Annotated in this window: 15 protein-coding genes, 1 tRNA gene and 2 pseudogenes; 7 read left to right on the top strand and 11 right to left on the bottom strand. The window is 71.9% G+C overall.

From position 1 onward, the window contains the following. Positions 1-4 precede the first annotated feature (4 nt). Positions 5-1606 (bottom strand): hypothetical protein, encoded by a 1602-nt coding sequence (locus B5D80_RS18425; protein ID WP_144081704.1) that lies wholly within the window; start codon positions 1604-1606, stop codon positions 5-7. Positions 1607-1646: 40 nt separating this feature from the next. On the opposite strand from B5D80_RS18425, the gene B5D80_RS18430 reads away from it, so the two are divergent. Then, entirely contained in the window at positions 1647-2084 is a 438-nt protein-coding gene (locus B5D80_RS18430) for a hypothetical protein (RefSeq protein ID WP_211291568.1), read from the top strand. 218 nt (positions 2085-2302) lie between these two features. Here B5D80_RS18430 and B5D80_RS18440 read toward each other — a convergent pair whose 3' ends face one another. The 8 genes and pseudogenes from B5D80_RS18440 to B5D80_RS18475 all read right to left on the bottom strand — a co-directional run bounded on the left by B5D80_RS18440 (position 2303) and on the right by B5D80_RS18475 (position 12077). Then, positions 2303-6055, bottom strand: a complete 3753-nt coding sequence (locus B5D80_RS18440) for an NACHT domain-containing protein (protein WP_088645130.1) — start codon at positions 6053-6055, stop codon at positions 2303-2305. Between the two features lie 209 nt (positions 6056-6264). Continuing rightward, the gene (locus B5D80_RS18445; RefSeq protein WP_088645131.1) at positions 6265-6849 is read right to left on the bottom strand and encodes a hypothetical protein; all 585 of its coding nucleotides are present in this window, start codon (positions 6847-6849) and stop codon (positions 6265-6267) included. A gap of 244 nt (positions 6850-7093) precedes the next feature. Beyond that, positions 7094-8128 carry a hypothetical protein gene (locus tag B5D80_RS18450; protein ID WP_088645132.1) on the bottom strand — a complete coding sequence of 345 codons (1035 nt, stop codon included), beginning with the start codon at positions 8126-8128 and terminating at the stop codon, positions 7094-7096. A gap of 192 nt (positions 8129-8320) precedes the next feature. Further along, positions 8321-8824 carry a restriction system modified-DNA reader domain-containing protein gene (locus tag B5D80_RS18455; protein WP_144081705.1) on the bottom strand — a complete coding sequence of 168 codons (504 nt, stop codon included), beginning with the start codon at positions 8822-8824 and terminating at the stop codon, positions 8321-8323. Positions 8825-9221: 397 nt separating this feature from the next. Beyond that, positions 9222-10337: pseudogene (locus B5D80_RS18465) on the bottom strand (IS630 family transposase); the annotation flags it as partial. A 180-nt stretch (positions 10338-10517) separates the two neighbouring features. Beyond that, the gene (locus B5D80_RS34410) at positions 10518-10670 is read right to left on the bottom strand and encodes a hypothetical protein (protein ID WP_245854734.1); all 153 of its coding nucleotides are present in this window, start codon (positions 10668-10670) and stop codon (positions 10518-10520) included. Positions 10671-10690: 20 nt separating this feature from the next. Next, a complete protein-coding gene (locus B5D80_RS18470; RefSeq protein ID WP_245854736.1) occupies positions 10691-11578 on the bottom strand; it encodes a tyrosine-type recombinase/integrase in 888 nt (295 codons plus the stop codon). A gap of 412 nt (positions 11579-11990) precedes the next feature. Next, positions 11991-12077 (bottom strand) — tRNA-Leu (locus B5D80_RS18475). 209 nt (positions 12078-12286) lie between these two features. On the opposite strand from B5D80_RS18475, the pseudogene B5D80_RS35000 reads away from it, so the two are divergent. From B5D80_RS35000 to B5D80_RS18505, 6 genes and pseudogenes are all read left to right on the top strand, one after another. Then, positions 12287-12676 (top strand): annotated as a pseudogene (locus tag B5D80_RS35000) (tetratricopeptide repeat protein); the annotation flags it as partial. A gap of 2133 nt (positions 12677-14809) precedes the next feature. Continuing rightward, positions 14810-15298: a fibronectin type III domain-containing protein gene (locus B5D80_RS34420; RefSeq protein ID WP_194823221.1), complete on the top strand. Its 489-nt coding sequence runs from the start codon at positions 14810-14812 to the stop codon at positions 15296-15298. Positions 15299-15521: 223 nt separating this feature from the next. Continuing rightward, entirely contained in the window at positions 15522-18146 is a 2625-nt protein-coding gene (locus B5D80_RS18490) for a fibronectin type III domain-containing protein (RefSeq protein WP_245854737.1), read from the top strand. Between the two features lie 35 nt (positions 18147-18181). Next, on the top strand, positions 18182-19180 hold the full coding sequence (locus tag B5D80_RS18495) for an AAA family ATPase (RefSeq protein WP_088645134.1): 999 nt from the start codon (positions 18182-18184) through the stop codon (positions 19178-19180). 11 nt (positions 19181-19191) lie between these two features. After that, entirely contained in the window at positions 19192-20376 is a 1185-nt protein-coding gene (locus tag B5D80_RS18500; RefSeq protein ID WP_088645135.1) for a DUF58 domain-containing protein, read from the top strand. Beyond that, on the top strand, positions 20352-22691 hold the full coding sequence (locus tag B5D80_RS18505) for a transglutaminase TgpA family protein (RefSeq protein WP_425437213.1): 2340 nt from the start codon (positions 20352-20354) through the stop codon (positions 22689-22691). Before B5D80_RS18500 ends, B5D80_RS18505 begins: the two co-directional genes overlap by 25 nt. 50 nt (positions 22692-22741) lie before the next feature. Here the strand turns inward: B5D80_RS18505 and B5D80_RS18510 are convergent, their stop codons facing one another. Together B5D80_RS18510 and B5D80_RS18515 are read right to left on the bottom strand one after the other, a co-directional pair. Next, positions 22742-23551 carry an SDR family oxidoreductase gene (locus tag B5D80_RS18510; RefSeq protein WP_088645136.1) on the bottom strand — a complete coding sequence of 270 codons (810 nt, stop codon included), beginning with the start codon at positions 23549-23551 and terminating at the stop codon, positions 22742-22744. Further along, on the bottom strand, positions 23548-24573 hold the full coding sequence (locus B5D80_RS18515; RefSeq protein ID WP_088645137.1) for an LLM class F420-dependent oxidoreductase: 1026 nt from the start codon (positions 24571-24573) through the stop codon (positions 23548-23550). The genes B5D80_RS18510 and B5D80_RS18515 overlap by 4 nt, the downstream gene beginning before the upstream one ends. Positions 24574-24704: the final 131 nt, after the last annotated feature.

Here is a 24704-nt window from a genome sequence, read left to right on the forward strand (position 1 = left end):
GCTCCTACTTATCGTCGTCACTCACGGTTACCCGGTTGAGGTGGCGCTGCCGAATTCGCATCGATTGAATACGCTCTCCTAGCAGTCTCGGCCCCCTACTTCTGCACTTGGCGGACCGTGCCGCCGCCGCCCTTGCGCACGTCGGCGATCTCCGCGTCCGTCTTCGACGCGTACTCCCCGCCGGTCCGGCCGTCCCCGTAGGACAGCACCCATACCGTCGCGCCCGCCTTGCGGGCGCCGCACCTGCCGCACGCCATCGCGCTCCTTCCCTACTTCGCGTGCACCTCAGCGGCCGGCGCCGCCACCAGCGTCTTCCGGTCGCGGCCGATCGTCGCCGCGATCCGCTCCGCGTTCGCCGCGGTGGCGGCCCGCTGCCGCTCGGCGGCGAACCCGGCGGCCACGGCCCGGGCACCGCCGCGTCGAGCGCCTGCGGCGACAGCGGCTCCCGCTGCCGGCGCAGCGTCGGGTCCGACGCCTTCCAGCCGGCCCACCCGGAGGCGACCATCGCGTACGCCCAGCCGCCGGACGACCGGCCCCGCACGACGGGGAACCCGCCGACGTTGACGCACAGCGCCGCGACGAGCTGTCGCGCCCCGCCGATCCACCGCCAGTCCCCCGACAAGGGCGACCGACGCGGCAGCTGCACCTGCTCCTCGGTGGCCTCCGGCACCAGCGACCCCGCGACCCACGTGCCTTGGGCGTCCCGCCCGGCCCGCACCACGGCGACCTGCGTACCCGTGTCGTCGTAGTGCTCCACGGCGGCCGCCGCGCTGGCGGACAGGTCGGCGTGCCCGGTGCCGGCCGTGATGTGCCCGACCGCGACCAGCTCCCCCTCCGCAGTTTGGATCTCCGGCCGGCGGAACCAGTCGAAGCCGCCCTCGTCCGGCGGCAGCACGCACTGCCCGCCGGTCAGGAACGACAGGTGGCAGTCCCGGTCGGCGAGGTGCCCGAACACCCGCCCGTCGGCGGTCACCGTGATCGGCGTCAGCTCGGTCAGGCCCGGGTCGTCGAACCACGTCCTCGGCGGGTACAGCGGCGCGACCTGCTTCTTCGCCGCCGCCTCGCCCAAGGCCGCGACCGCCTCTTCCTCCTTCGGCTCCTCGTCTGCGGGCTCCTCCTCGGCGGGCTCGTCGTCGACGAGCTCCAGCTTCGCGTCGGGGAACGCCTGCGTGCCGACGAGCGTCACCGCCATGACCCGGCCCTTGGTCACCGTGATGTACGGCTCCTCGCCGGCCTCCATGAAGGCTTCCCACTCCTCGTCGGACATGTCCTCGATCGGCGTGCCCTTCTCGTCGGTGAACATGAACTCGAAGTCGTCCAGGTCCACGCTCGGGAACAGCACCCCGGCGCGCAGCAGCTCCAGCGCCTCGCCCAGCTCCGGCACCGCGTCGATGAAGTCGCCCGTCCCGGCCAGCCGGCTCTTCTGCACCTCGCCGGCCGTGATCCGGCCGATCGTCACCGCGCCCTCGTGCCCGGGGGCGCCCTCACGCGCCCACCTCAGCGGCAGCGGCAGGTCGCGGAACGACCAGTCCCCGTCCGCCGCGAAGATCCGCCGGTCGCCCGACTTGGCACCCAGCGGCGCCAGCACACCCTTCCACGTCGCCATCTGCTTGCCACCCTTCGCGGCTGCCGCCGCCGTCACCGTGATGTCCAACCCGATGGCCCGGTCACGCCGGGGCCACGGGTGCTTCGGGACCGCAGGCAGGGGCTCGTCGGCCTCCACCTCGATCATCGCGCTGGAGTTCCTGTCCGAAGCCCTTCGGATCGCCCGCGCCATCGTGAACGCCGAGAAGCACCCCGACGAAGCCGTCGTTGTGCTGGACGACGACCACGTAGGCGTCCTGTCACGGATCATCCACGACCACGCACCGCCCGGCCTCACTGTCACGGAGAGAAACCTGGCCGAGGAGATCGACCAGGTGGTCACCCGGACCCTTGCCCAATCATGGGACAACGTAGACGCTCGCAACCGAGGCGTCCGCCGCGCCACCGCCGCCGTCTTCCGCCGGTACATGCTGAAGCCGGTTGGAGAGCCGTATGACTCCACCGTCGCCTACATCGAAGCCCACTACCTCGTTGACTGACGAAGGCACGGAGTCGGGGACATGTGGTGGTCGCCGACAGCCACGAAAGAAGTCGACCGCACGCCCAAGTTCAGAGGCAGGTACGGCTGGTACTGCAAACCGCGCACTGAGTATCGGTGGCCGCTCATCCACCGCAACCGCAGCAGAGGTGAGCTGGCCTTCTACCTATGCTGGTCACCCCGCCCGGTGCCCGTAGCGTCAGGCGATGGTGTTCCTACCTAACCAAGCCTGGGAAACCATGCCTCGGCTACTTGCGCGAGCGGCCGGTCCCGGAAATTAAACGCGACCCGCTGCTCGGCGGCAAGAACCCACGCCATTGGGTAGTCGGCAGGCGATTCCAGTATCGACAAAAGCAGGGATTGAGATAGAGGCCCCCGCTGCCCTTCCAAGCCAACTACAGCATCGTGGCCGTGAGCACGAAGGCCGTCAAGTAGTTCTGCTGACGGATGCTTGAACATTCGTGCGCTGAGCCCGCGTAGGCCGGGCCAACCAGCGACCCCGAATCGACCCATTTCGGTGAGCTGCTGGTCAGAAAGTCCTTGGAACTCGTCCAGTTTTCGATTGGTCTCCACAGAGTGGTGCGCGATGAGCATGGCCGTGAGGGTAGAAAAGGAGCCGGCACGCCGTAGCACGTCAGGGCGGATGCGCCTGCCGAGGCGTGCTACGCCTAGGCGGCTGGAACTCAGGCTGAGAGCACGTTGCATATCTGCCGACATCGCAGTCACTGCCGCATCGAGTCTTTCGAGGTTGCTCAGAACGACGGGCTCAGAGGCGACGGCAATCAGGGCGAGGCACCAGCTCGCCCGAGACAGCGCGTCAGCGTAGGTATCGAAATGGTGCTTCCACCAAGCGGCGTTGGATCTGTTGAAGCGCGACTCTTGGAGGAGCTTGCCGTAGTCGGGGTCCGGCCCGAATGGTTCTGCACCTCGGGTGATGGTGCCACCTGTGGTCCAGAGGCTGTCGGGGCTCGCCGCGCCGATCACCGCGATCTCGGTAGCGAGCCAGCACGGGCCGTACAGCGTGGCGAGCTCCCGCGCGGTGTCGCTCCACATGGAGGTGGTTCCGGCTTGGCCTCGGCCGACCCGCATCGCGGACATCACTCGGTTGAAGCGGGGTTCGTGATCACGTAGGCGACGCTGTGCCACCTCGCGGGACTGGTCGGACATGCCGACGACGAAGCGATGACCGACGCTCACTCGGTATGCGCCATCTGGGTGCTTCCTGGCTCTGCTCAGGAAGCGCCACGGCGCGAGCACCTTGATCAGGTCACCAGCCACTCCTGTGGCAGCCGAAAGGCTCGCTTCGGAGCAATGTCCGTCAAGGACGGCGCGGATGAGTCTCTGCTCCAGCGGCGAGCCAGTGGGGGCTTTCAAGCCCGCACTGATCGCAACTTCAGCTGCTTCTGGCGAACTGAGCCGTAGCCGGGCCACGTCATCCGCCTTCAGGCGGGCCGCTCCGCTAAACGGTATACCACATCGGAGCCAAGTCACTTCGTTTTGACCACCCGCAGCCGCCGCCATGTGCGGCAACCACCACTCATGGATATCACCACCGATCTGCGTAGCCAACCTAGTCCGGGTTGGGCTCAGGTTTGCGTTGGGGTCCGCCTCGGTCTTTTCTAAGAGCACAGAAACGAGATATCCGGCACCACGGTCTTCGGCCAGCGCCTTTACTGGGCGGTTTGGAGAGGTGAAGGCACGTCCATCTTGCAGGGCGTCGTCGATAAGGCGGACGCTAAGGTCGTCAGCAAATAGCCTCGCGGCACGCCGTTGCGCGCGCGTTTGCCTAGCGAAAACGCCGTCCTGCAGCAAAGTCCAGGCGGCAAGCCGAACTTGCATCGGCCGATGGCGACCCTCCAACTCCTCCTCGAGCACGTCAACCAGGCCGGACAGTTCGTTCGGGTTAGCAAACCCTGCGAAAAAGCGGCATGTGTTTAGCCAATAGGCGCGTCGGACAAGTTCTCCCAGGATCGTCGACTTGTCAAAGCCACGCAGGTCCGCTCCAGCGTATCCCCAAAGGTACGAGGCGGCGAAGTACTCGCGCATCGTCTGGATATCGAACTCGAAGGTGCCTTGCACCTTGCTGGTCAACGCCCACACGCGGTCGGTCACCGCCGTGAAGAGGTCGTCGACGAGTGCCGTGTCCTTCTCCACGTCATCCAGGTAATTCAAGATGGCCTTACGTACGGCCCTCGTCGGCACTCGGCCAGCCGCTGGGTCTGTCTCGGCGGAGGCTTGCAAGTGCCAGCCGAGGTATGCCGTGACCTCCTCCAAGTCGTCGCGGTGCTCATGTACAGACTGACTCTTCTCGGATTCTCGGTCCAGGAACGTCTCCATATACGCCCGGAAGAGCTGAGTGCGTCCATCAGGTACCGAGTCCCCGCGCTTCTGAATTAGATAGAGCAGGATTGTCAACTGCATGGGGTTATCAGCTAGTTGCGCGATGTGGGGTTCGATCGATCGTTGCCGAAAGGTTCCCTCCAACGCTCTACGCGCCATGCCGCGCAGTCCCCGCGCGTCAGCCCATTTGCGTAGGTAGGCGGAGCGCAGCTCGGGACTGAGCGGCACGAGCGCGATGGTCTCGAACTTGTCGGCAGAAGGTTCCGCCAGGCCCGAGGCGTTGGGGCGAGTGGTTACGATCAATTGCGGCGCGGTTGCGCCGGCACCCAGCCGTGCGGCGAACTCGTCAATCTCCCTTACAACACGTTTCCGGGCGTCCTGATGGGCTACCTCGTCCAGCCCGTCTAGGACGATCAACATCGGGAAACGACTGATCACATCGGTGACGGCGTCCACTCCGACCTCGGCGCCGTTGCTGCGTGCCGTTATCAGGTGAGCGAGGAACTTCTCAAGCGATGGCTGCGGCCTCGGGCGTCGTCGGCGCGGTGATGGTGCGTCGTCCTCGGCGAATGGGTCCTCTCCAGAGCACCACCGGGCGTAGTCACGCAGGTCAACCCGCAGCGGGAGCCTCGGGGCGCTCACGGCATGTTCAGGGCGCGGGCCAGCGAAGTACTCCCCTTCAGGCAGGAAGGCTGCACGGTGGAGTTGACACAAGTACTGAGCAAGGGTCGACTTGCCCTGGCCTGGCTCGCCTCGTACGAGGATCAACGGCTGGGTCGCGTTGAAAAGGTACTGGGCGGCCCCACCGAGCGCCTGCTGCTCCTCCTCTTGCGGGATCGAGGGCCCATCGCCGAGATAATGGTGCTCTGGAGGACGCGGCAGAGGATCGTCATCAGAGGGAATGTGAATGGCCGTGATTGCTGGTTTGGCCGTCGTGTTTCGGGGTTTAGCGATGCGGATGGCTTCGACGTCCACATATAGGTCAAGCAGGTTATAGGTGTCCATCTCGACCTGCCGAAACTTGACCTTCGCGTCCTCTTCCCATTGCGTTGCGATCAGACTGAGCAGCATCCGGCGGAGAGTCTGCTCATGAGCGGCGATCTTGTCGGCTTCAATGACGTACCGCACCGCATCTTGGCCGGCCAGCATCTCCGAGAACGACCAGACCAGTTCCCGGGGCGCGCTTTCCACCCGGGCGTCGATGTCTGCGCGCCACCAGCACGTCATCGGGATGCCGAACTGTTTCGAGTACTCGGCCAGCTCCGCGTCGAGTTTGTCCATTCTGCCCGTGCCGGGCGCGCTCGTGCCCGCGATGCAGGTCATCAGCACGTACGCCGTCGCACCCTCGGCCACGAGACGCTCGATGTTCTTCGTCTCTTCCTTGATGGTGGCGGCCAGCCACGTCACCGGGTTCTTGACCGCGTCCTTGGACCACTTGACCTGGTAGATCACCCCAGGCTTCTGGCCTTCCTTGCGCACCGCGTCCCGGCCACCGTCTTTCTGTCCAACGGGGAAGCACGAGACGTCGGGGTACTGCAACACCAGCAGGGCGTTGCACAGTTGCTGAAACAGCTTTTCCGACAACCGCTCGTACAGGTAACGCTCAGACCTTGCGCTTCCACCACTCGTCATGGGCGACGACAACTCCTGCTGAACTCAAGACAACGCAGCCGATACAGCACGAACCGAACGTGAGGCTACGCTCTGACCACCCGTGTGGACACCATCCGCTACGGCGCACCCTGCACCCAACAAGGCCAAAGGCCGCAGCCTTTGGGCGAACATCCATAGCACCCGCTGACGCCGGGGTGACCGTCGTGGCTACCCACGGCGTCGCGGTGTCAGGAGTCGACCCGGATCATGAGCCGGCCGGGCGAGAAGGTGGGCGGCCAGCCGGGAACCGGGGCAGTGTCGGCACCAGCGCGGGCAATCAGCCAACCCCGCTGGGTCAGGTGCATCAGCATCGGGTAGGCAACCATCGGCCGCGAATGATCAATCACTCTGATCTCCGTGCCCTGCCCCAGCACCACCACCTCATAGCCTGGGCTGACCGGGCGGGGCCGGCTCAGAAAGCCGAGCCGGTCCGCATCCCACCCGGCCAGATCCCGCCGCAGCTCGGCAAGCACCGCGTCATGCACGCGCGGCCATAGCGGATGCTGTACACACTGCGGGCTCGACAGATCGTGCGCCAGGCCGTCGCGGTCGAACCGGGCAACGTCGGCGTCCTCCCGGTTGGCGTGGATCCACTGCTGCACCAGGGCCAAGCGATACGGGTCGTCCAGCAGCGCCCACACGCTGAGCAGGTCACCGGTCAGCACGCACTCGACCCACGCCATGCCATAGCCGGCCGGGCCTTCCTCGTGCGCCTCCAGCTCCGCGCGAGTCTGGTCAACCCCGTGAACCGGATACTCGTCATCGGTTGCCATCAGGGCACCCTACGGGCAGTCATTCGCGAAGTCAGCCCCGCCGCCCCATGCCGCGGGATCACCTCCGCGTCCTTCGTCGTCTCGTCGTCGTGCGGTCCGCTGAGCGCGGCGTGTAGGCCCTCGACCACAAACACCTGTCTGTCCCCGCCACGCTCCGCGCTCCGCCGGTCCCGGCCTTCGTGGTTGCCCGGCGACTCCGCTCTACCGGCCGCCTCACGCCTCTTCTTCAACAGCGATCCGGGCGTCAGCCGAGTTGATCCGCGCAGCCCGCCAGGAAGCGGTTGACCACGGCACGGGGCGGCATGTCCTCCATGGACAGCAGGCATGGGATTCTGGCGATCTGGCGGTGCATCACATCGTCGGCTTGGTCGCGAAAGGCTACGAGACGCTTGACGTACTTGCCGTCGGTTCGGCCCCACGGATGGTTGTTGGCGACCTGCGCGAACGACGACTGACCAAACAGCGGTGGTACGTGATCCAGCAGGGCACGTAGCAACGCATGCGCCGCGTATGCATTGCCGGCACGGTAGCTGTCATCGAGCTCACGCAGGAGAACGAGGAGCTTTGTGCAGTCCCATCGGCCTCCGTGTGCCTGCTTGATGAGGTCGAAGATGCGCTCATCGATGTAGCTGGCCGCTTCCTCCAGCGAGGCCGTCGACGGTTCAGAACGGGGTTCAACAACGGTGGGCGCATGAGGCCCGAGCCAGCCCGCTGTCGCCTCGAGAAAGTCCTCGACGCTCCTTACACGCAAGAAGTGCCTTACATCTCGGCCGACCTTCACGCGCCAGTCGTCTGTATCGGGATTGCGCGAATTGCCCTCGCCGCCCCATCGCTCCCAGTAGAGCATCTCGAAGAGCCGACGGAGCCGGCCAGCCTCACGCAATGGCACGCGGAGGCCCTTGGCGAGCATGGCTCGGGTGACTGTCACTGTCGTCTCACCCGGCTCCGGGTCGTGCTTGTCTTCGTATCGCGCTAGCCAGCGCAGGGCACGGAGGAAGAGTTCGACGTCGTCCTCGCCTCCGTCGCAGCGCTCGATGCCGGCTAGCGTAAGCCGCACCATGTCGTGGCCTCTGGGTGCGACGCCGCGCGGTCCGTGTGTCACCAGAAACACTTCGGGAATGCTGACGGCCACCTGGGCGACGTCAATCTTCGCCGTTCGCCAGAGCTGGCGGTCTACGCGGTCGAACTCCGGCCACGCAGCATGGCTGCGGAAGTGGTCGTACAGGGCCTGGATGACCGCCCGCTGCGGATCCTTGGCCGGCGTGGGCACGGAAGCCACCCCTTGCTTCCTTCCTATGATTGATCCGAACACCTGCTGAGGCAGCGGGCGCGACAGCGCTCCAGTTGCCGGCCGGCTGCCCGTAGCGGCAACCGATCGCTCAGGGCACATCGACAGAACCCCAACGACCAGCTCCGCCTACACCCGCCCCGCACGACCAGAATCCGATGCCCTGACGGGATTGATACTGGTTCAGCGGCCTCCCCGGCCGGTAGCGCCGCTCTCCGCGCGCAGTTGTCGAAGGGACTTTCCCGTCGGGTCATGAATCCAGTACGCCCACCCGTCGATCGACGTGCCTACCAGCTTGCCCAGCGCCGGCGAGGGCTCCTTGTATCGGCCGAGTTCGGTCCTGATCCAGCCGTCGGCCTCGACGGTCGCGGCGAAGCGCCGCCCCTTCCGCACCTGGACGTGGCTTAGAGCGTCGCCCGCCTTCACAAACCCTTTCTCGATGAGGGCGGTGAGAGCTCCTGGGATGGACGGCGCGGCCGGGCTGGGAACCGCCGGGCTTCCCGCGGTGGAGTGGCCCTTCTCTAGGAGCATTCGCCTGAGGACATCGTTCGGCTGCTCGAAGCCCTTGACGTTCCGCTCCAGTTCGGCATACACGTCGTCATCGATCTCGATCCGCCGCATACCTCCCCCTAATCTGCGTAATCTATGGACGTAGAGATTCTGCCAGATCGACAGATCGAAGAGCAAGAGCATATCCGCCTAGTGCCGTGACCACGAATTTTCACGGTGTGGAGCGGACGGTAGCCTCGGCGCGGTGACGGAGGACGACTTCATGATCAGGTTTAGCCAGGACGAGGCGTTGGTGCTCTCAGACTGGCTTCACCGAATGATGGGCACCGCCGCTTTCGACGAGTTGGTCGATCGCGACCGTGCGGTATGGTCCCCGTTGTATCGCATCTCCGGGACGTTGGAGACCTCGCTGGCGGAGGTGTTCAGGCCGGACTATCCCGTCCGATTGCAGGATGCGAGGAATCGGCTACTGGATGCGCTTGGCGAGGTGGGGCGACACCAGCCGGCGAGGCCTGATGCTCGGGCAGCACACGCAGTGCCTCAACCACCAACGTTTCGGAGTGTTTGGGGGTGAGGCTGCGCCGGTGGCGGGTTGGCCCCAGCGGCGATGGCGTTCGCTGCGGATGCGGACGCGTTCGCGGCGTTGGGCGGCTAGGACGTCGGGGTGGCGGGCGTTGGCGTTGCGCCACCGCAGATAGGCCTGCAGTTTCCGGGTCAACGCTGGGTGGTTGGGGTGGTCCGAGCCGGCGATGACGAAGGTGCGCAGCGGCCCGAACTGGGCCTCGATCGGGTTGGCCTAGGAGGCGTAGGTCGGGGTGAAGCACAGCGCGACCTTGTTGCGGGCCGCCCACGCTCGGATCTTGCGGCCTTTGAGCGCAGACAGGTTGTCCAGGATGACGTAAATCGGCGCCCCGTCCGGACGCGCGGCTCGGATCGACTTCAAGGCGGCGAGGGTGTTCGCGGCGCTGTTGCGACGGCGCACGACGCCCCAGAGTTGGTCGTCACCCACCGAGTAGCAGCCGTGGAACTGCCGGACACCGTGCAGCTTGTGGTAGTTCGCGGGCAGCCGATGCGGATGCCCCTCCGGCGCCCACCCGGCCCCTGACTGCGGACGGATCACCAGGGGCCCGAACTCGTCGAACGCGAACACCCGCTGCGGGAAGTGGCTGCTCACGTACTCGATCCGGGCGAGCTTGGCATCCCGCTGCGGGTCGGTGGACTCCTTCCACGTCTTGGTCCGCTGGAAGGTGATCCGATGCCGGTGCAGGATCTGCCGCAGCCGCTCCCGGCCCACTCCAACCCGTCGAGGCGAGTGAACACGCAGGTGGTCGGCGAGCTTGCGGACACTCCATCGGGTGAACGGTCGTCCCAGTTTCTCGGGGCGGGTGTTGGCCGTCTCGACGATGAACTGCTCCTCGTCGCTACTGATCTGGCGGGGACGGCCACCCGCCCACTGAGGGTCCAGGCTGGCCATCCCCATCTCGTTGAACCGGTGGATGACATGCCGGATCGTGTCCTCGTCCGCCTGAACCAGACGGGCGATAGCCGGCACCGTGCTCCCACCAGCCGAGGCGAGCACGACCATCGCCCGTCGTAGTCGGATCGCCGAGCCGGTTCCCCGGCGGGTGATTCTGAGCAGCTGCTGACCTTCCTGATCACTCAGCCGCCGCACGCGTACAGAATCCGCCACCGCCACAGCCTGACCCCCACAACGCCGCCCGGCCGACAGGCCGAACACCGTGAACGTTCGTGGTAACGGCACTAGCTGCCGAGCCCGGAGCGGCGGCGCGACCGGTCAGTATCGGCTGGGCCGACAGCGGGCGGCGACCCAACCCCATTGGCCACCGCCCGCTGCGCCGTGCGGGGACTGCTACCCGACGGCCCGCAGCTGGTCGACGCCGAGGAAGTCCCCCACGATCTGCCGCACCGGCTCGTGGTGCCGCCGCGTGGCGTGCACGTAGATGTTCATCGTCGTCGTCACGCTGGCGTGCCCGGCCATCGTCCGCTGCGCCGCCAGGTCCACGCCCTCGGTCGCGAGCAGCGTCAGCAGCGAGTGCCGCAGCCCGTGATGGTCATCCGGCGCGACAGGCCCTTCTCCCGCGCCAGGTCGCGGATCTTCACCCACCGTCCCTCGTAGAAGTCCTCGTACCGCCAGTGGTTGCCGCGCGGCGCGACGAACACGAACTGCCGGCCCGGCTCCCGGCTGGCGGCCGCGCACCGCTCGGCAACCATCCGCGCCACGGCGGCGGTCAGCGGCACCTCCCGGTAGCCCTGCTTCGTCTTCGGCTTGGTCTCGACCACCCACCGCCGGTTCACCTTCCGCAGGACCTGCACGATCGACACCGTGCTGCGGGCGACGTTGACCGCCCAGGGCGGCAGGGCGCTCACCTCACCCCAGCGCAGCCCCGTCGACAGCTTGCACAGCAGGTCCGCCGCCTCCGGGTCGACCGCGTACGCCGCCTCGAGGAACAGCCGGGCCTCGTCCGGGCTCTCCAGGATGTCCCGCTCGGCGCGCGGGCCCTCGGGCAGCGGCAGCCCGTCCATCGGGTTCGACGTCCGCACGGCGGCCTCGCCGTCCTCGCCGGGGCGGCACGCCGCCTTGAAGATCGGCACCACCGTCTCGCCCCGGATGTTGGCGATCGTCTTCGCCGAGAGGCCGGCGTCGCGCAGGGCCTGCTGCCACTCGCGCATCTCCCGCCGGTTGATCTCTGCGATCGGCCGGTCGTCCAGCCGCGGGAAGACGTGCTTCTCCAGGCGCTCGCAGTACTTGCGCACCGTCTCCGGATGCGGCTTCACCAGCTGGCCCAGCCACTCCTCGGCGTACGCCCGGAACGTCAGCACATGCTCGGCGGGCTCCGGTGCCGGGGCGGCCACGCCGGCGGGAAAGAGCTCGGCGAGGCCGTGCTCGACCAGCTGATCCGGCGTCGGCATCCGCTCTCCGGCGACCTCGACCAGCGTCTTGAAGCGCTTCGCGTCGGCCTGGTAGTCGAACGTGCGGCTGCTTCACGGGTTCTCGCGGCGGCCGCCCTTACGCCACTTCACCCACCACCGAGTGCTCTTGCCGTTCTTCGTCGTCCTCTTCTCGACTGATGCCACCGTTCCTCCACGTGAACGCGGCGGCCTCGACCCGGTGTCCTGCGGGCTCTACCGCCGACGCACCTGTATGCGGCAACAGTGGGACCTCAACCGTCTAGATCGCCGAGCACAAGATTGGCCCGGCGGCGTCATGCGGCGGGGCTCGTCCGGGCCCGTGTTCCCACGGCGGCAAACAGCCCGAAAAACGATCAAGGCCGCTAACCTGAGTTCTGCCAGGTCAGCGACCCAAAGCCTGTGTCGTTCGTACTGGTGTCCGAGGGGGGACTTGAACCCCCACGCCCTATACGGGCACTAGCACCTCAAGCTAGCGCGTCTGCCATTCCGCCACCCGGACTTGCCCGTCCAGCCTACCGTGTCGGCTCCGGTGGCTCTCACCCCGGTCAGCCGCCCTGGTGGGCCGCACGGGGCATTACTGTACACGGCCCGTATGGATCATGCACATCGCCGCCCGACCCACCGGCGGGAGCCGGATCATCGCAGGTCAGGACGCGGCTGGAGCGGGCGGGTAGCGTCCGGACCCGCTCAGACGGCAGCATTGCTTGCGTGTCCGTACCCTCACCCCTCGCCGCAGTCCAGCACCGGGCCCTCGCCCTGCGTTCCGCCGGTGACCTGTCGGCGGCCCGCCGGCTGCTCACCGACACGATCGCCTCGGCCCGTCCCGCGTACGGTGAGGACCACCCGGAGATCATGGGCACCGCGCACCTGCTCGCGAGGCTGCACCGGGAGGCCGACGATCCGGCCGCCGCCCGGCGGGTGCTGGAGGAGGCATATGCGGCCGGCGAGCGGCGGTGGAACCCGGCCGACCCGCTGATGCTGGCCCTGGCCTTCGACCTGGCCGGGGTCGCCGAGGAACTGGGCAACCGGCACGAGGCCCGCCGCAACTACACCCGGGTGGCCACTGCCGGGCCCGCCGCGCTCGGCGAGCAGCATCCCGCCGTACGCGCCGCCCGTCAGTACCTCGGAATCCCCGACGGCCAGCCCCCCTCCCTGTCCCCCGGTGCCGCGGCTGCGCCCCCGCCGCCGGCTCCCCCGTCGGTACCTCCCGGCCACACCCCGCCGGCCGCGCACCAGGGATACCGGCCCCTCCCGACGCCCCGGCCCGGGTCGGCACCGCCGTCGCCCCACCCGGTCTCCGCACCCCCTACCCCGGCCGCACCGGGCCCACCGACCCCGGCAGGCCACGCGCCTGCGTCGATCCAGCCGGTACGTCCGCCGGCACCTCGGCCGGGCCCCGCACCGGCCGGCCCGGCTCCGGCTGGCCCGGCTCCGGACGCCGAGCCCCGGGTGCCACTGCCCCGGCAGATGTACGGCGTCCAGCCCACCCACCGGCCCGGCGTACCCCGACCCCATCCGGCCTCCACCGCACCACGATCCGGGCCGCCGGCGTCACCGCCGGGCCCACCCCCCGCCGCTGCACCCGCACCGGATGCCGCCCCGGAGGCAGCCCCGGCGCAGGGGTACCCGGCGTCACCCGCTCCGGTCTCCGGTGGCGCACCACCCGCCTCGCCCTGGGCACCGCCGCACCTGCAGGTCCCGACGGGCGGTGCCGTCCCGCCGGGAGCACCCGACCGGTCGGCTGCTCCCCCGGCCGCACCGCACCCCGGACCGACGTCCGGGGGGCCGTCCGGTCCCCCGGCCCAGCACGGGCGTCCGGTCCCGATCCCCACCGTGCCCACCGCCGGCCCCGGCCAGCCGAGCGGGCCAGCGGACGGCGCACCCATCCGGCACGGGCAGCCGACCGCCCTTCCGCCCGCGCCGGGTGAGGCCGGTCCGGTCCACCCCCTGCCCACCGCCGCACCGCCCACCGCCGCACCGCCCGCCCCGACCGGCGACCGGGCCGCACCGGGTACTGAACCCGTCGACGCGCCGACTCTCGCACCACCGTCCGCGCCCGGTTCGGCGGTGATTCCCGCTGTCCCGCCCGCGCCGGGCCCGGTTGCGACCCCACCCGCGCCGGGCTGGGACCGGCCGACGGTACAGGTCCAGCAGATCGGCCCCCTGCTGGAGGACCAGCACCCCGACCCCGCCCGAACCCCGGCGGCGACCGCATCCGGCGGCACGGCACCCGCAGCGTCATCCGCCGACCCGGCCGACGCAGTACCCGGGGCGACGTCCGGCGATACCGCCACCGACCCGGCACCCACCGCAGCACCTGGCGGTACGGCCGGCCCGGTTCCCGCCACAGCCTCCGGGGACACCGCCGGTCCCGCGTCCGCCGTCGAATCCGCTCCGCCGTCTGTCCTGGCCGCACCCGACGGTCTCCCGACGGCCTCCGCAGCGTCGCAGCCGCACCCCGCACCACCGGCACCATCGCAGGCGGCACCGGCACCAGCGGCGCCCCCGTCGTCCACCGTCCCGCCGCCGGTGCCTCCGAACGTCCCGTCGGCAGCCCCACCGCCGGCGGCTACGACGATCCCGTCGGCAGCAGCACCGGCGGCAGGGCAGGCAGCCGTCCCACCACCGGTGCCCGCAGCCGGCAGAGATGTCGACCTGCGGACCGGGCTGACCGCTGCACCGCTCGACGCCCCACCTGGCGGGGACGCCGGGGGCACGCCCGTGCCGGCATGGACCGCGGGCCCCACCGGGACGGTCGGCGACGCGGGCGGGGACGACGAGGCTTCCGTCGAAGACCCGACGTGGGACGACGTCGCATCGGGTCGGTCGATCATCATGCCGCTGGTACCGATGACCGATCCGCCGGCAGCTACCGAACAGACCACCGGTCCGCCGCCGTACCCGGGACGGACCGCCGGATCACCGCCGGTGGTGGCGCAGGCCCCCGGATGGCCACCGACCACGGGACAGACCCCGGGATGGCCGTCGGATTCGGGGCAGGTCCCCGGGTCGCCACCGGATGCGGGGCACCCGCCGGCACCGGGAACGGACTTCGGATCACCGGCATCGGACAGTACGCACGAGTTCAGGGCACCCACCGCCACCCACGAGCCCGCGCCGTGGGCGACCACGGAGTCCGCGCCACCGGCAGCAGTGGAGCCCGGACCGGTCACCGGGGCAGCCGGCCCAGGAGGCGGGGAGCACGGCACCGACCGGGGCGTACCGCCGGCGGTGGAGGGAACGGGATATCCGGAGCTTGCGCCGTCGTACCCGGTGCAGGACGGGCGGGCGCGCCGCCGGGGCCGGACGGTGGCCGTGGTGGCGGGGGTGATCCTGGTGCTGGTCGCCGGGGGCACGGTCGGCGCGCTGACTCTGGGCCGGGACGGGGACGGGCCGCAGCGGTCGACCGGCACCGCCCCCCGGCAGACGGCCGGTCCACCCCCGGCCGACCTGAAGTTGCGGGACGACGAGGCCACCATCACGGTCACCTGGTCCGACCCGAGCGGCGGCTCGGTGCCGTTCATGGTCGCGGGTGGACGCACGGGTCGGGCGCTCGGGGTGATGGCGACCGTCGACCCGGGACAGACGAGTTTCACGGTCAACGGGCTGAACGCCGAGGTGGACTACTGCTTCACCGTGTTGGCGGTCTACTCGACGGACTCGTTCGCCACCTCCGGTCAGGTCTGCACCGACCGGGTCCGGCCGTCGCCGAGCAGCTGAGCGCGACGGCCGGCCAGGGGCGGCCGGGCGGGGAGGCTGACCGACGGCTCCGGCCTGCGCCGCGACGGCAGGACACCCCACCGAACCGGCACGCTGGGTGTCCGAAGCGGAACGGTCCGGGTTTCCTCGTCCCGGATCGACCCCTATGATGTGCCACGGTTCAGGCGAGGGCGGCCGGCACCCGGCACGCCGCCTGAGGCCACCGGACGGAGGGCGACCCGCTGTGGCCAGCATCGACGATGCCGCTAGCGCCGGGGACGGCGCGTCCCGCCGACGGTCCCGGTGGCGGGGTGGGCTGGTCACGGTCGGCACGGTGACCGCGCTGGTGGCGGCGTTGGGCCTCACCCTGCTCGGTCGGGGCGCCGCCGAGGAGGCGTTGGCCAGCTTCGACGCCAGCAGTTGGCTGTGGAGCAGCACGCGGGGCGAGTTGGCCCGGGTCAACGGGATCACCGCCAGGGTGGACACCCGCAAGGAGGTTCCCGGGGCCCGGCAGCATCCGGTGCAGGTCACCCAGACCGACCGGCTGCTCGTCCTGCGCGACCTGGAGACCGGCCAGGTGAGCGCGCTGGACCTGGCCACCCTCCAGATCACCGCGACCACCCCCACCACGCCCGGTCTCGGGGTCAACGTGGTGCTGCACGACGACGCCGCCTTCGTGGTGGACGCGGTGCGCGGCGTGGTGCGTCAGCTCGATCCCCGTTCGCTGGTGCCGGTGGGTGACCCGGTGCTGTTCCCGCCGGGCATCACCGCCGGCGCGTTCGACGGTCGGGGCCGGTTGTGGATCGCGGTGCCGTCGGAGGGCACCGTCGCCGCGGTCACCGCCGCCACGCTGCCGTCCGGGCCGGCGTCGGGGGCGGCCGACGTCGGAGGGCCTCGGCGGGTGCAGACGCATCCGGTGGCCGAGCCGAGTCACGAGTTGACGTTGTCCACCCTGGACGACGGGGTGGCGGTGCTGGACCGCACCACGGGCACGCTGGTGACGGTCCGGGACGGACAGACCCGGCGTACGGTGCTGGAGGCCGCCGCGGGCGGCGCGGTGCCGACGCGCACCAGCGGCCCGGTGGTGCCGGTGACGATCGGCGGGCAACGGCGGGTGCTCGCCGTCGGCGACGGCCGGGTGGTCACCCGGTTCGTCGTGCCGGGCAGCGGCGACCGGGTCGGGCCGGCCGTGGCCTGGGCAGGCCGGTTCTACTGCGCCGACGGGGTCACCGGCGCGATCTACGCGTTCGACGGGGTCGGGCATCTGGTGGAGACGATCCGGCCGGGCCGCACGAGAGGCCCGCTGGAGCTGGAGGTGCGGGAGAACCACCTGTTCATCAATGCCCCGGGTTCGGCCACCGCCCGGGTGGTCGACGACGCGCACCGGGTGCGCACCGTCGACAAGTACGCCAACGACGTGCTGGGCGGGGACCCGCCGCCGGACCCGCCCCCGCCGCCTCCGCCGCCGAAGCCCCGGGTGGGCAAGCCCGGCGCGCCGGGTCAGGTCACCGCCACCGCCGGGGACGCGCGGGCCCGGATCGCCTGGCGGCCCGCCGCCGCGAACGGCTCGGCCGTGCTGCGGTACGTGGTGCAGGGCGCCGGGCGTCGGCACGAGGTGGGGGCGAACCAGCGGTCGCTGGAGGTCACCGGGCTGACCAACGGGTCGACGTACACGTTCACGGTGTACGCGGCCAACGGCAGGGGCGACGGCCCGGCCCGGCGCAGCAACCCGGTGACCCCGACCTCGGCGGTGCCGGCCCCACCGGCCGGGGTCAGCGCGCAGGCCCGCCCCGACGGCACCGTGCTGGTGCGGTGGCCGGCCGCCGACGGCCAGGGCAACCGGATCGCCCGGTACGCGGTGACCGCCACCTCGGCCGGCGCGAACGCCCCGGTCGGCGAGTCGCGTCGCACCGAACTGGTGGTGCCGGCCGGTGAGCTGACCTACGGCACCCAGTACGCGTTCACGGTGATCGCGGTCAGCGACCGGGGGGCCGCCTCGGTGGCCTCCCCGCTCAGTGACCCGGTGGTGCCGTTCGCCGCGCCGGGGCAGCCTGAGGGCCTGCGGGCGGCGACGGTGGCCGACCGGGCGGGCACGGTCGCGGTGCAGTGGTCGGCGGCGGCGGCGAACGGCCGCCCGGTGACCCGCTACCAGGTGGACGTGGGCGGACGGACCAGCGAGGTGACCGGCACCGACACGACCGTCACCGGGCTGGGCGACGGGCAGAACGTGCTGGTGCGGGTGCGGGCGGTCAACGAGGCCGGACCGGGGCCGGAGGCGAGCGTCACCGCCCGGACGGTGGCCGCACCCCGGGTGACGGTGACCGGGTCGTCGGCGGACGCGACGTCGGTGACGGTGAGGTTCACCGTGGACGCCGGGGGTGGGGAGTCGACCTGCACCGCCGCCACCGGCGGGAAGAACGCCACGGGCAGCTGCACCAGCCTGCGGGTGACCGGCCTGACCCCGGGCACCGCCTACACGGTGACGGTGACGGCCACCAACGCCGCCGGTCGGGGCACCGCCACCCGGGCGCAGGACACCGACCCGCTGTACGGGGTGGCGACCTGCGTCAACGGGCCGGACGGCGACCAGCGCACCTACTGTGACGCCGATGTGGACGGTCGCAACGGCAACGAGGTCTTCTCGGTGCCCCGGCAGGACAACGACAAACAGGTCGGTTGGGCGAAGCCGGGCACCCGGCTGCGGGCGTACTGTCGGCGGCAGGGCGAGAACGTCGACTCCTGGATCTACAACGACCAGAAGCAGTCCACCTGGTGGGTCCGGGTCGACTACAAGGGGCGCAACTACATCCCCTGGGCCTGGCTCAACCTGGCCGGCGGTGACGACATCGCCGTGCTGCCCACCTGCTGACCAGCGCCGCCGTAGCCGAGGAGCATCCCGCCGTCGTGAACGACACCCCCGCACCGCTGAGCCAGCCGGAGGTCCAGGGTTTCGCCGCGCTGGCCGCCCGGCTGGCCGAGAACGTCAACGCGGTCGTGCTGGGCAAGCCGGAGGTGGTGCGGTTGGCGTTGACCGCCCTGTTCGCCCAGGGGCACGTGCTGCTGGAGGACGTGCCGGGGGTGGGCAAGACCACCCTGGCGCGGGCGGTGGCGGCGACCGTGCAGGGCCAGTGGCGGCGCATCCAGTTCACCCCGGACCTGCTCCCCTCCGACGTCTCCGGGGTGACGATCTTCAACCAGGCCAGCCGGGGCTTCGAGTTCCATCCGGGGCCGGTGTTCGCCAACATCGTCATCGCCGACGAGATCAACCGGGCCTCGCCGAAGACCCAGTCGGCGCTGCTGGAGGTGATGGAGGAGCGGACGGTCACGGTGGACGGGGTCCGGCATCCGGTGCCGCAGCCGTTCCTGGTGGTCGCCACCCAGAACCCGGTGGAGATGGACGGCACGTACCGGCTGCCCGAGGCGCAGCTGGACCGGTTCCTGGTGAAACTGTCGGTGGGGTACCCGGACGAGGCCGTCGAGGTGGAGGTGCTACGCGGGGCGACGGTCCGCTCCCCCGACTCGCTGCAACCGGTCACCGACACGGCCACCGTCGGGGAGATGGTCCGGATGGCCCGCCGGGTGCACATCGCCGAACCCCTCTACGGGTACGCCGTCCGGCTGGCCACGGCCACCCGGCAGCATCCGCAGGTCCGGGTGGGGGTCAGCCCCCGTGGGGTGATCGCGTTGACCCGGGCGGCGTGCGCGTACGCGCTGATCGACGGCCGGGGCTGGATCATGCCCGAGGACCTCAAGGCGCTCGTCGAACCGGTCTTCGCCCACCGGCTGCTGCTCACCGCCGACGCGCAGGTGCGCGGGGTGACCGCCGCCGACGTGCTGCGTCAGGCGGTGGCGTCGGTGCCGGTGCCGCTGCCCTCGGGCAGTTCGACCCCGACGCACGGCTGAGCGGGCCGGGCGTGGGGCTCACCGCCCGGGGTACCGGGCTACTCGTCGCCGCGACCGCGTTGCTCGGCGCCGGGTTACGGTTCGCCTACCCGGAGCTGGCCGTGCTGGGGGCGGCGGGCACGGTGGCGGTCGGGCAGACGGTGCTGGCGGCGGCCCGCACCCCCCGGCTGGTGGTGTCCCGCACCGCCGACCCGGACCGGGTGGCGGTGGGCGAGCCGGCCCGGATGGCGTTGACCGTCCGCAACGCCGGACGGCTGCGGGTGGGCAGCCTGCTGGCCGAGGACCGGTGCGCGGGCCGGCCGGTGCCGGTACCGGTGCTGCGGCTGCGCCCCGGCCGGGACACCGGCCTCTCCTACGACGTGCCGACCCGTCGACGCGGGGTGCTGCCGGTGGGGCCGCTGCGGGTGACCCGCCGCGACCCGCTGGGCCTGTACGCCGCGACCCGCGCGTACGGGCCGACGGCGGTGGTCCGGGTGCATCCCCGGGTGCACCCGTTGACGGCGGTGCCGACCGGGGCGGGACGCAGCCTCGACGGGCGGACCGACGGGGTGCCGCACGGGTCGATCACCTTCGACTCGCTACGGGAGTACGTGGTCGGTGACGAGCTGCGTCGGGTGCACTGGCGCACCAGCGCCCGGGTGGGTGAGCTGATGGTGCGGGAGAACGTGGACACCAGCCTGCCCCGGATCGTGGTGCTGCTGGACAACCGGGCCGCCGCCCACCCGGACCGGTCCGCCGGGGTGGCCGCGTCGTTCGAGGCGGCCTGCGAGGCGGCGGCGTCGCTGGTGGTGGCCGCGTTCCGGCAGGACCTGCCGGTGGTGCTGCTGCTGGTCTGCCCGGCCGACGACGCGACGGCCGACCCGCCGCTGGACCGGCTCGCCGCGGTGACCCTGACCGACCCCCCGGGCCGGCGGCCCGACGACGCGACGACCGGTGACCGCGACGGTGCGGCGCTGGACGCCACCCTGACCCGGCTGCGCGCCGACCGGCCCGGCGACACGCTGGTCTTCCTCACCGGCCCCGGTGGCCGCGACGACGTCGGACGGGTGGGCGCGCTACGCGGGGCGTACCCGTCGGTGCTGGTGGGGGTGCTGGGGGCGGCCGGGCCGACGCCGACGGCGGCCGGGCCGGTGGTGCTCGACGCGGTCGACGGCGCGGCGTTCGCCGCCGCGTGGGACGCGACCGGCCGATGGTGACGGTGACCGACCGGCCCGACGCCGCCGCACCGCACCGGGCACGGACGGACGGTCCGGCCGGCGGTGGGCCGGGCCGGGCCGCCGCCCGGATGCTGCGGGCGGCCGTGGTGCCGGCGACGCTCGTCGCCGCCATCGCCCTGGCCGGCGTGGCGCTCGACCGGGTGTACGCAGGTGACCTGCTGACCCGGCTGGTGACCGGCGCGGCCCTGGCGGCGGTGCTGGTCAGCGTGGCCGCCCGCCGGTTGCCCTCCTGGCAGGTGGCGCCGCTGTCGGTGGCCGCCATGCTCGGCGCGACGGCCTGGTCGGTGCGGCTCGCCGCCGCACACGCCGACCTGCCGGGCGGATTCCTCGACGTGACCGCCGACGCCGCCGCCAACGCGGTGCCCCGACTGCTCACCGCGATGATCCCGGTCGAACCGGCCCCGGACACCGTGCTGGTGCCGGTGGTCGCCGCCTGGTTGGCCGGGCTGGCCGGTGCCGAGGTCGCACTCCGGGCCGGCCGGGTGCTGCTCGGTTTCCTCCCGGCCACCGCGCTGTACGCCGGGGCCGTCTACGTCGTCGGCCCGAACGCCCAACCGGCGGTCGGGTCGTCGGTGGTCTTCGCCGGGCTGGTCGCGCTCGCCCTGGCCGCCGGCCGCACGGCGGGCGGCGACCCGGCCGCCGGGCTGCCGCCTGCCGTACGCGGCCCGGTTCGGGTCCGGGCGACGGTGGTCTCCGCCGCCGGGGTGGCGGTGGTGGTCGGGTCAGCGGCGCTGCTCGGGCCGGCCCTCGCCGGCCGGATCGACGACCGGCCGGTGGACCCGCGCCGCTACGTGCCGCCGCCCCGGGTGGAGTCGCTGGACGAGAACCCGCTGATCCGGATCTCCGGCTGGGCGTTGGAACCGCAGCAGAAGCTGCTGGACGTGTCGACCCGGGCCCCGGGCGACGGGCCGACCACGATCCGGCTGGCGGTGCTCAGCGACTACGACGGGGTGACCTGGCGGGTCGGGGCGACCTACCGCACCGCCGGTCGGGTCCTGCCCGGCGGCGACCCGCAGGCGTCGGACACCGTCCGGCAGGAGATCACCGTGGCCGGGTTGACCGGTCGGCTGCTGCCCGCGGTGGCCACCCCCCGCACCGTCGACGGGACCCGGGTGGCGTACGACCCGCAGAGCGGCACGTTGATCCGGCCGGAGGGCCTGACCCCCGGGCTGACGTACACGGTCACCTCGGCGCGGGAACGGCTGGACGCGAACCTGCTCGCCACCGCCGACGTACCGGCCGGGGCGCAGGTGGCCCGGGTGCTGCGGGTACCCGACGGGACACCGGAACGGCTACGCCGGCTCGCCACCCACCTGGCCGAGGAGAACGGCGCCCCGTACGCGCGGGCGGCGGCGGTGGAGCAGTTCCTCGCCGAGCACTACCGGCTGGTGGCGGACGCGCCGAGCGGGCACGCGTACCCGAACCTGGAGTTCTTCCTGTTCGGACCGCGCGGTGGCGGCGGCCAGCGGGGCACCTCGGAGCAGTTCGCCGCCGCCTTCGCGGTGCTGGGCCGGTTGACCGGCCTGCCGACCCGGGTGGTGGTCGGGTTCACCGCCCGGGGCGACGGGCCGGTACGGGCCGCCGACGCGTACGCCTGGCCGGAGGTGCTCTTCGCCGGGGTGGGGTGGGTGCCGTTCGACCCCCGGCCCCGCCCGGACACCGCGCCCCGGCCGGTGGAGGACGACTTCCGGCCGGCCCCGCCGAGCCCGCCGCCGTCGGAGGTGCCCGAGCCGACCGGAACCCCGTCGGCCACCCCGCCGGCGCTGGCCGCACCGGGCCGGACCACCACCGGGGAGCGCGGCGGGCGGACGCCGCTACTGCTGGGTGCCGGTGCCGGCGGGTTGCTGCTGCCCGGGGTGGCCCTCGGGGTGCTGGCCTGGCGTCGTCGGGCGCAGACCCGCGCCCGGTTGGGCCGGGGTGACCCGGGAACCCGGGTCGGCGGCGCGTGGCGGCACACCACCGACGCGCTGCGGCTGTCCGGACGGCCGGTCGGCGGGGACCTGTCCGCCACCGAGGTCGCCGACCGGGCCGGGCACGCCCTCGCCGAGGACACCGCCCGCGCCGGGGGTTCCCCTCCCGTCCCGGACACCGCCCGCGCCGGGGACCTGGGGCTGACCGAGTTGGCCGGGCTGCTCAACCAGGCGGCCTTCGCCCCCGGCACGCTGACCGACGCCCAGGCCGACCGGGCCCGGGACATCGCCGAGGGGTACGCGGCGGCGCTGCGGGCGGCCCGCCCCGGCTGGCGGCGGCTGCTCTGGTCGGTCCACCCCGGCCCGCTGCGCTGGCCCCGCTGACCGGCCCCCGGCGCGGAACCGGAGCACTGTGAAGTGCCGGGACGGGGCGGTTACGCGGGGGGTGGACCGGCGGCGCGCAGCCGGCGGACCAGCTTGCGCAGGCCGGCCTGCCAACCGTCCGGGTCCTGCGCGCGGCGCAGCGCGTACCCGGCGACCTCCGGGTGGGGCAGGATGAGGAAACGTTCCTCGGCCAGCCCGGCGACCGCCGCGTCGGCGACCTGGTCGGGGGTGAGCACCGGGCCCGAGGCGGCGATCACCCGCGCGGCCAGGTGACCGGTGGCCAGCCCGTCGGCGAGCATCGGGGTGTCCACCCCCTGCGGGCACAGCGCGCTGACCCGGATGCCCTGGTCCCGGTAGGTGACCGCCAGCCACTCGGCCAACCCGACCGCCGCGTGCTTGGTGGCGGTGTACGGGGCGTCGCCGACCGCGGTCAGCACCCCGGCCGCCGAGCAGGTGTGCATCAGGTGACCGCCGCCCCGGGCCAGCATGCCGGGCAGCACGGCACGGGCGGCGTACACGTGGGCCAGCACGTTGACCCGCCAGGCGCGGTCCCAGTCGGCGTCGGGGGCGTCGATGCCGACGCCGGTGGCCACGCCCGCGTTGGCGCAGAACAGGTCGATCCGGCCGTACCGTCGCTCGGTGTCGGCGACCAGGTCACGGACCTGGCCCTCGTCGGCGGCGTCGACAGCGACCCCCCGGGCGACCGGGCCGACCGCCTCGGCGACGGCGGCGGTCGCGCGGGCGTCGAGATCAGCCAGGACGACGGCGGCGGCCCCCTCGGCGGCGAACCGACGGGCCAGCGCCGCGCCGATACCCCCCGCTCCCCCGGTGATCACCACCACCCGGTCGGTCAGGTTCATCTCAGCCCCGCCTCCGCCGGCCGCCCGGCGTCCACCGCCGACGGCGGACCCAGCCGGCTGATCAGCCCACCCAGGGCGGCGGCCCCACCGGCGGTCACCTCCGGGGTGGGCAGCAGGGCCAGCACCGGCACGTCCACCCCCGCGTCGGCGTAACGGCGGACCTGGTCACGGCAGTGCTCGGGCGAACCGTGCAGGATCAGCGCGTCGACCACCTCGTCGGGCACGGCCGCGGCGGCGGCCCGCCGGTCACCTGCCGCCCAGGCCGCCCAGACCGGACCGAGCACGTCCTCGCGCCCCAGCCAGCGGTGGAACTCCGCGTACGCGGGAACGGTGAGGTAACTGGTGATCAACCGCCGGCCGAGGGTGCGGGCGTAGCCGGCGTCCTCGGTGGGGCAGACGAAGATCCGGGCGACCACCTCGAAGCCGGGACCGCGCCCGGTCAGCTCGGCCAGGGCCTGCGCGACGTCGCCGGCGGCCAGCCAGTTGAGGATCACCCCGTCGGCCTCGGCGGCGGCCAGCCGCAGCATCCCCGGCCGCAGGGCGGCCAGCAGCACCGGCGGTGGACTGGCCGGCGGGCGTTCCAGGGTGAACCGGCGCACCCGGAACGTGTCGAACGCCCCGTCGACCGTCTCGCCCCGCAGCGCCGGCCGCAGGAACCGCAGCAGGTCACGGGTACGCCGGAACGGCTCGGTGTACGGAACCCCGTTCCAGTCCCCCACCACCACCGGGGAGGACGCGCCGATACCGAGGGCGAACCGGCCCGGGGCGGCCTCGGCCAGCGCCGCCGCGCTCATCGCCAGCAGACCCGGCCCCCGGGTGAAGGCGGGGGTGATCGCGGTGCCCAGCCGCAGCCCGGGTTGCCAGGCGGCGGCCAGCGCCAGCGGGGTGAACGCGTCGGTGCCGTTGACCTCCGACGACCACAGGTCGGTGAAACCGGCCTGCGCCAGGGCCGCGTAACCGGCCGCGTGCTCGGCGAGCGGGACACCGGTCAGCGGCACGGTGAAGCCCCATCGGTTCGTCATCCGGTCGATCGTGCCCGCTCGCCCCGGCCGGAACAAGGCCGGCACCGGAGTGGATTCGGCGATGCCCGCCGCAGCAGCCGTCCGGGATGCTACGAACCCCTGGTGGGCCGGGCCGACGGCGACTGCCGACG

It is taken from the genome of Micromonospora wenchangensis (genome assembly GCF_002210435.1).
GTDB lineage: Bacteria > Actinomycetota > Actinomycetes > Mycobacteriales > Micromonosporaceae > Micromonospora > Micromonospora wenchangensis.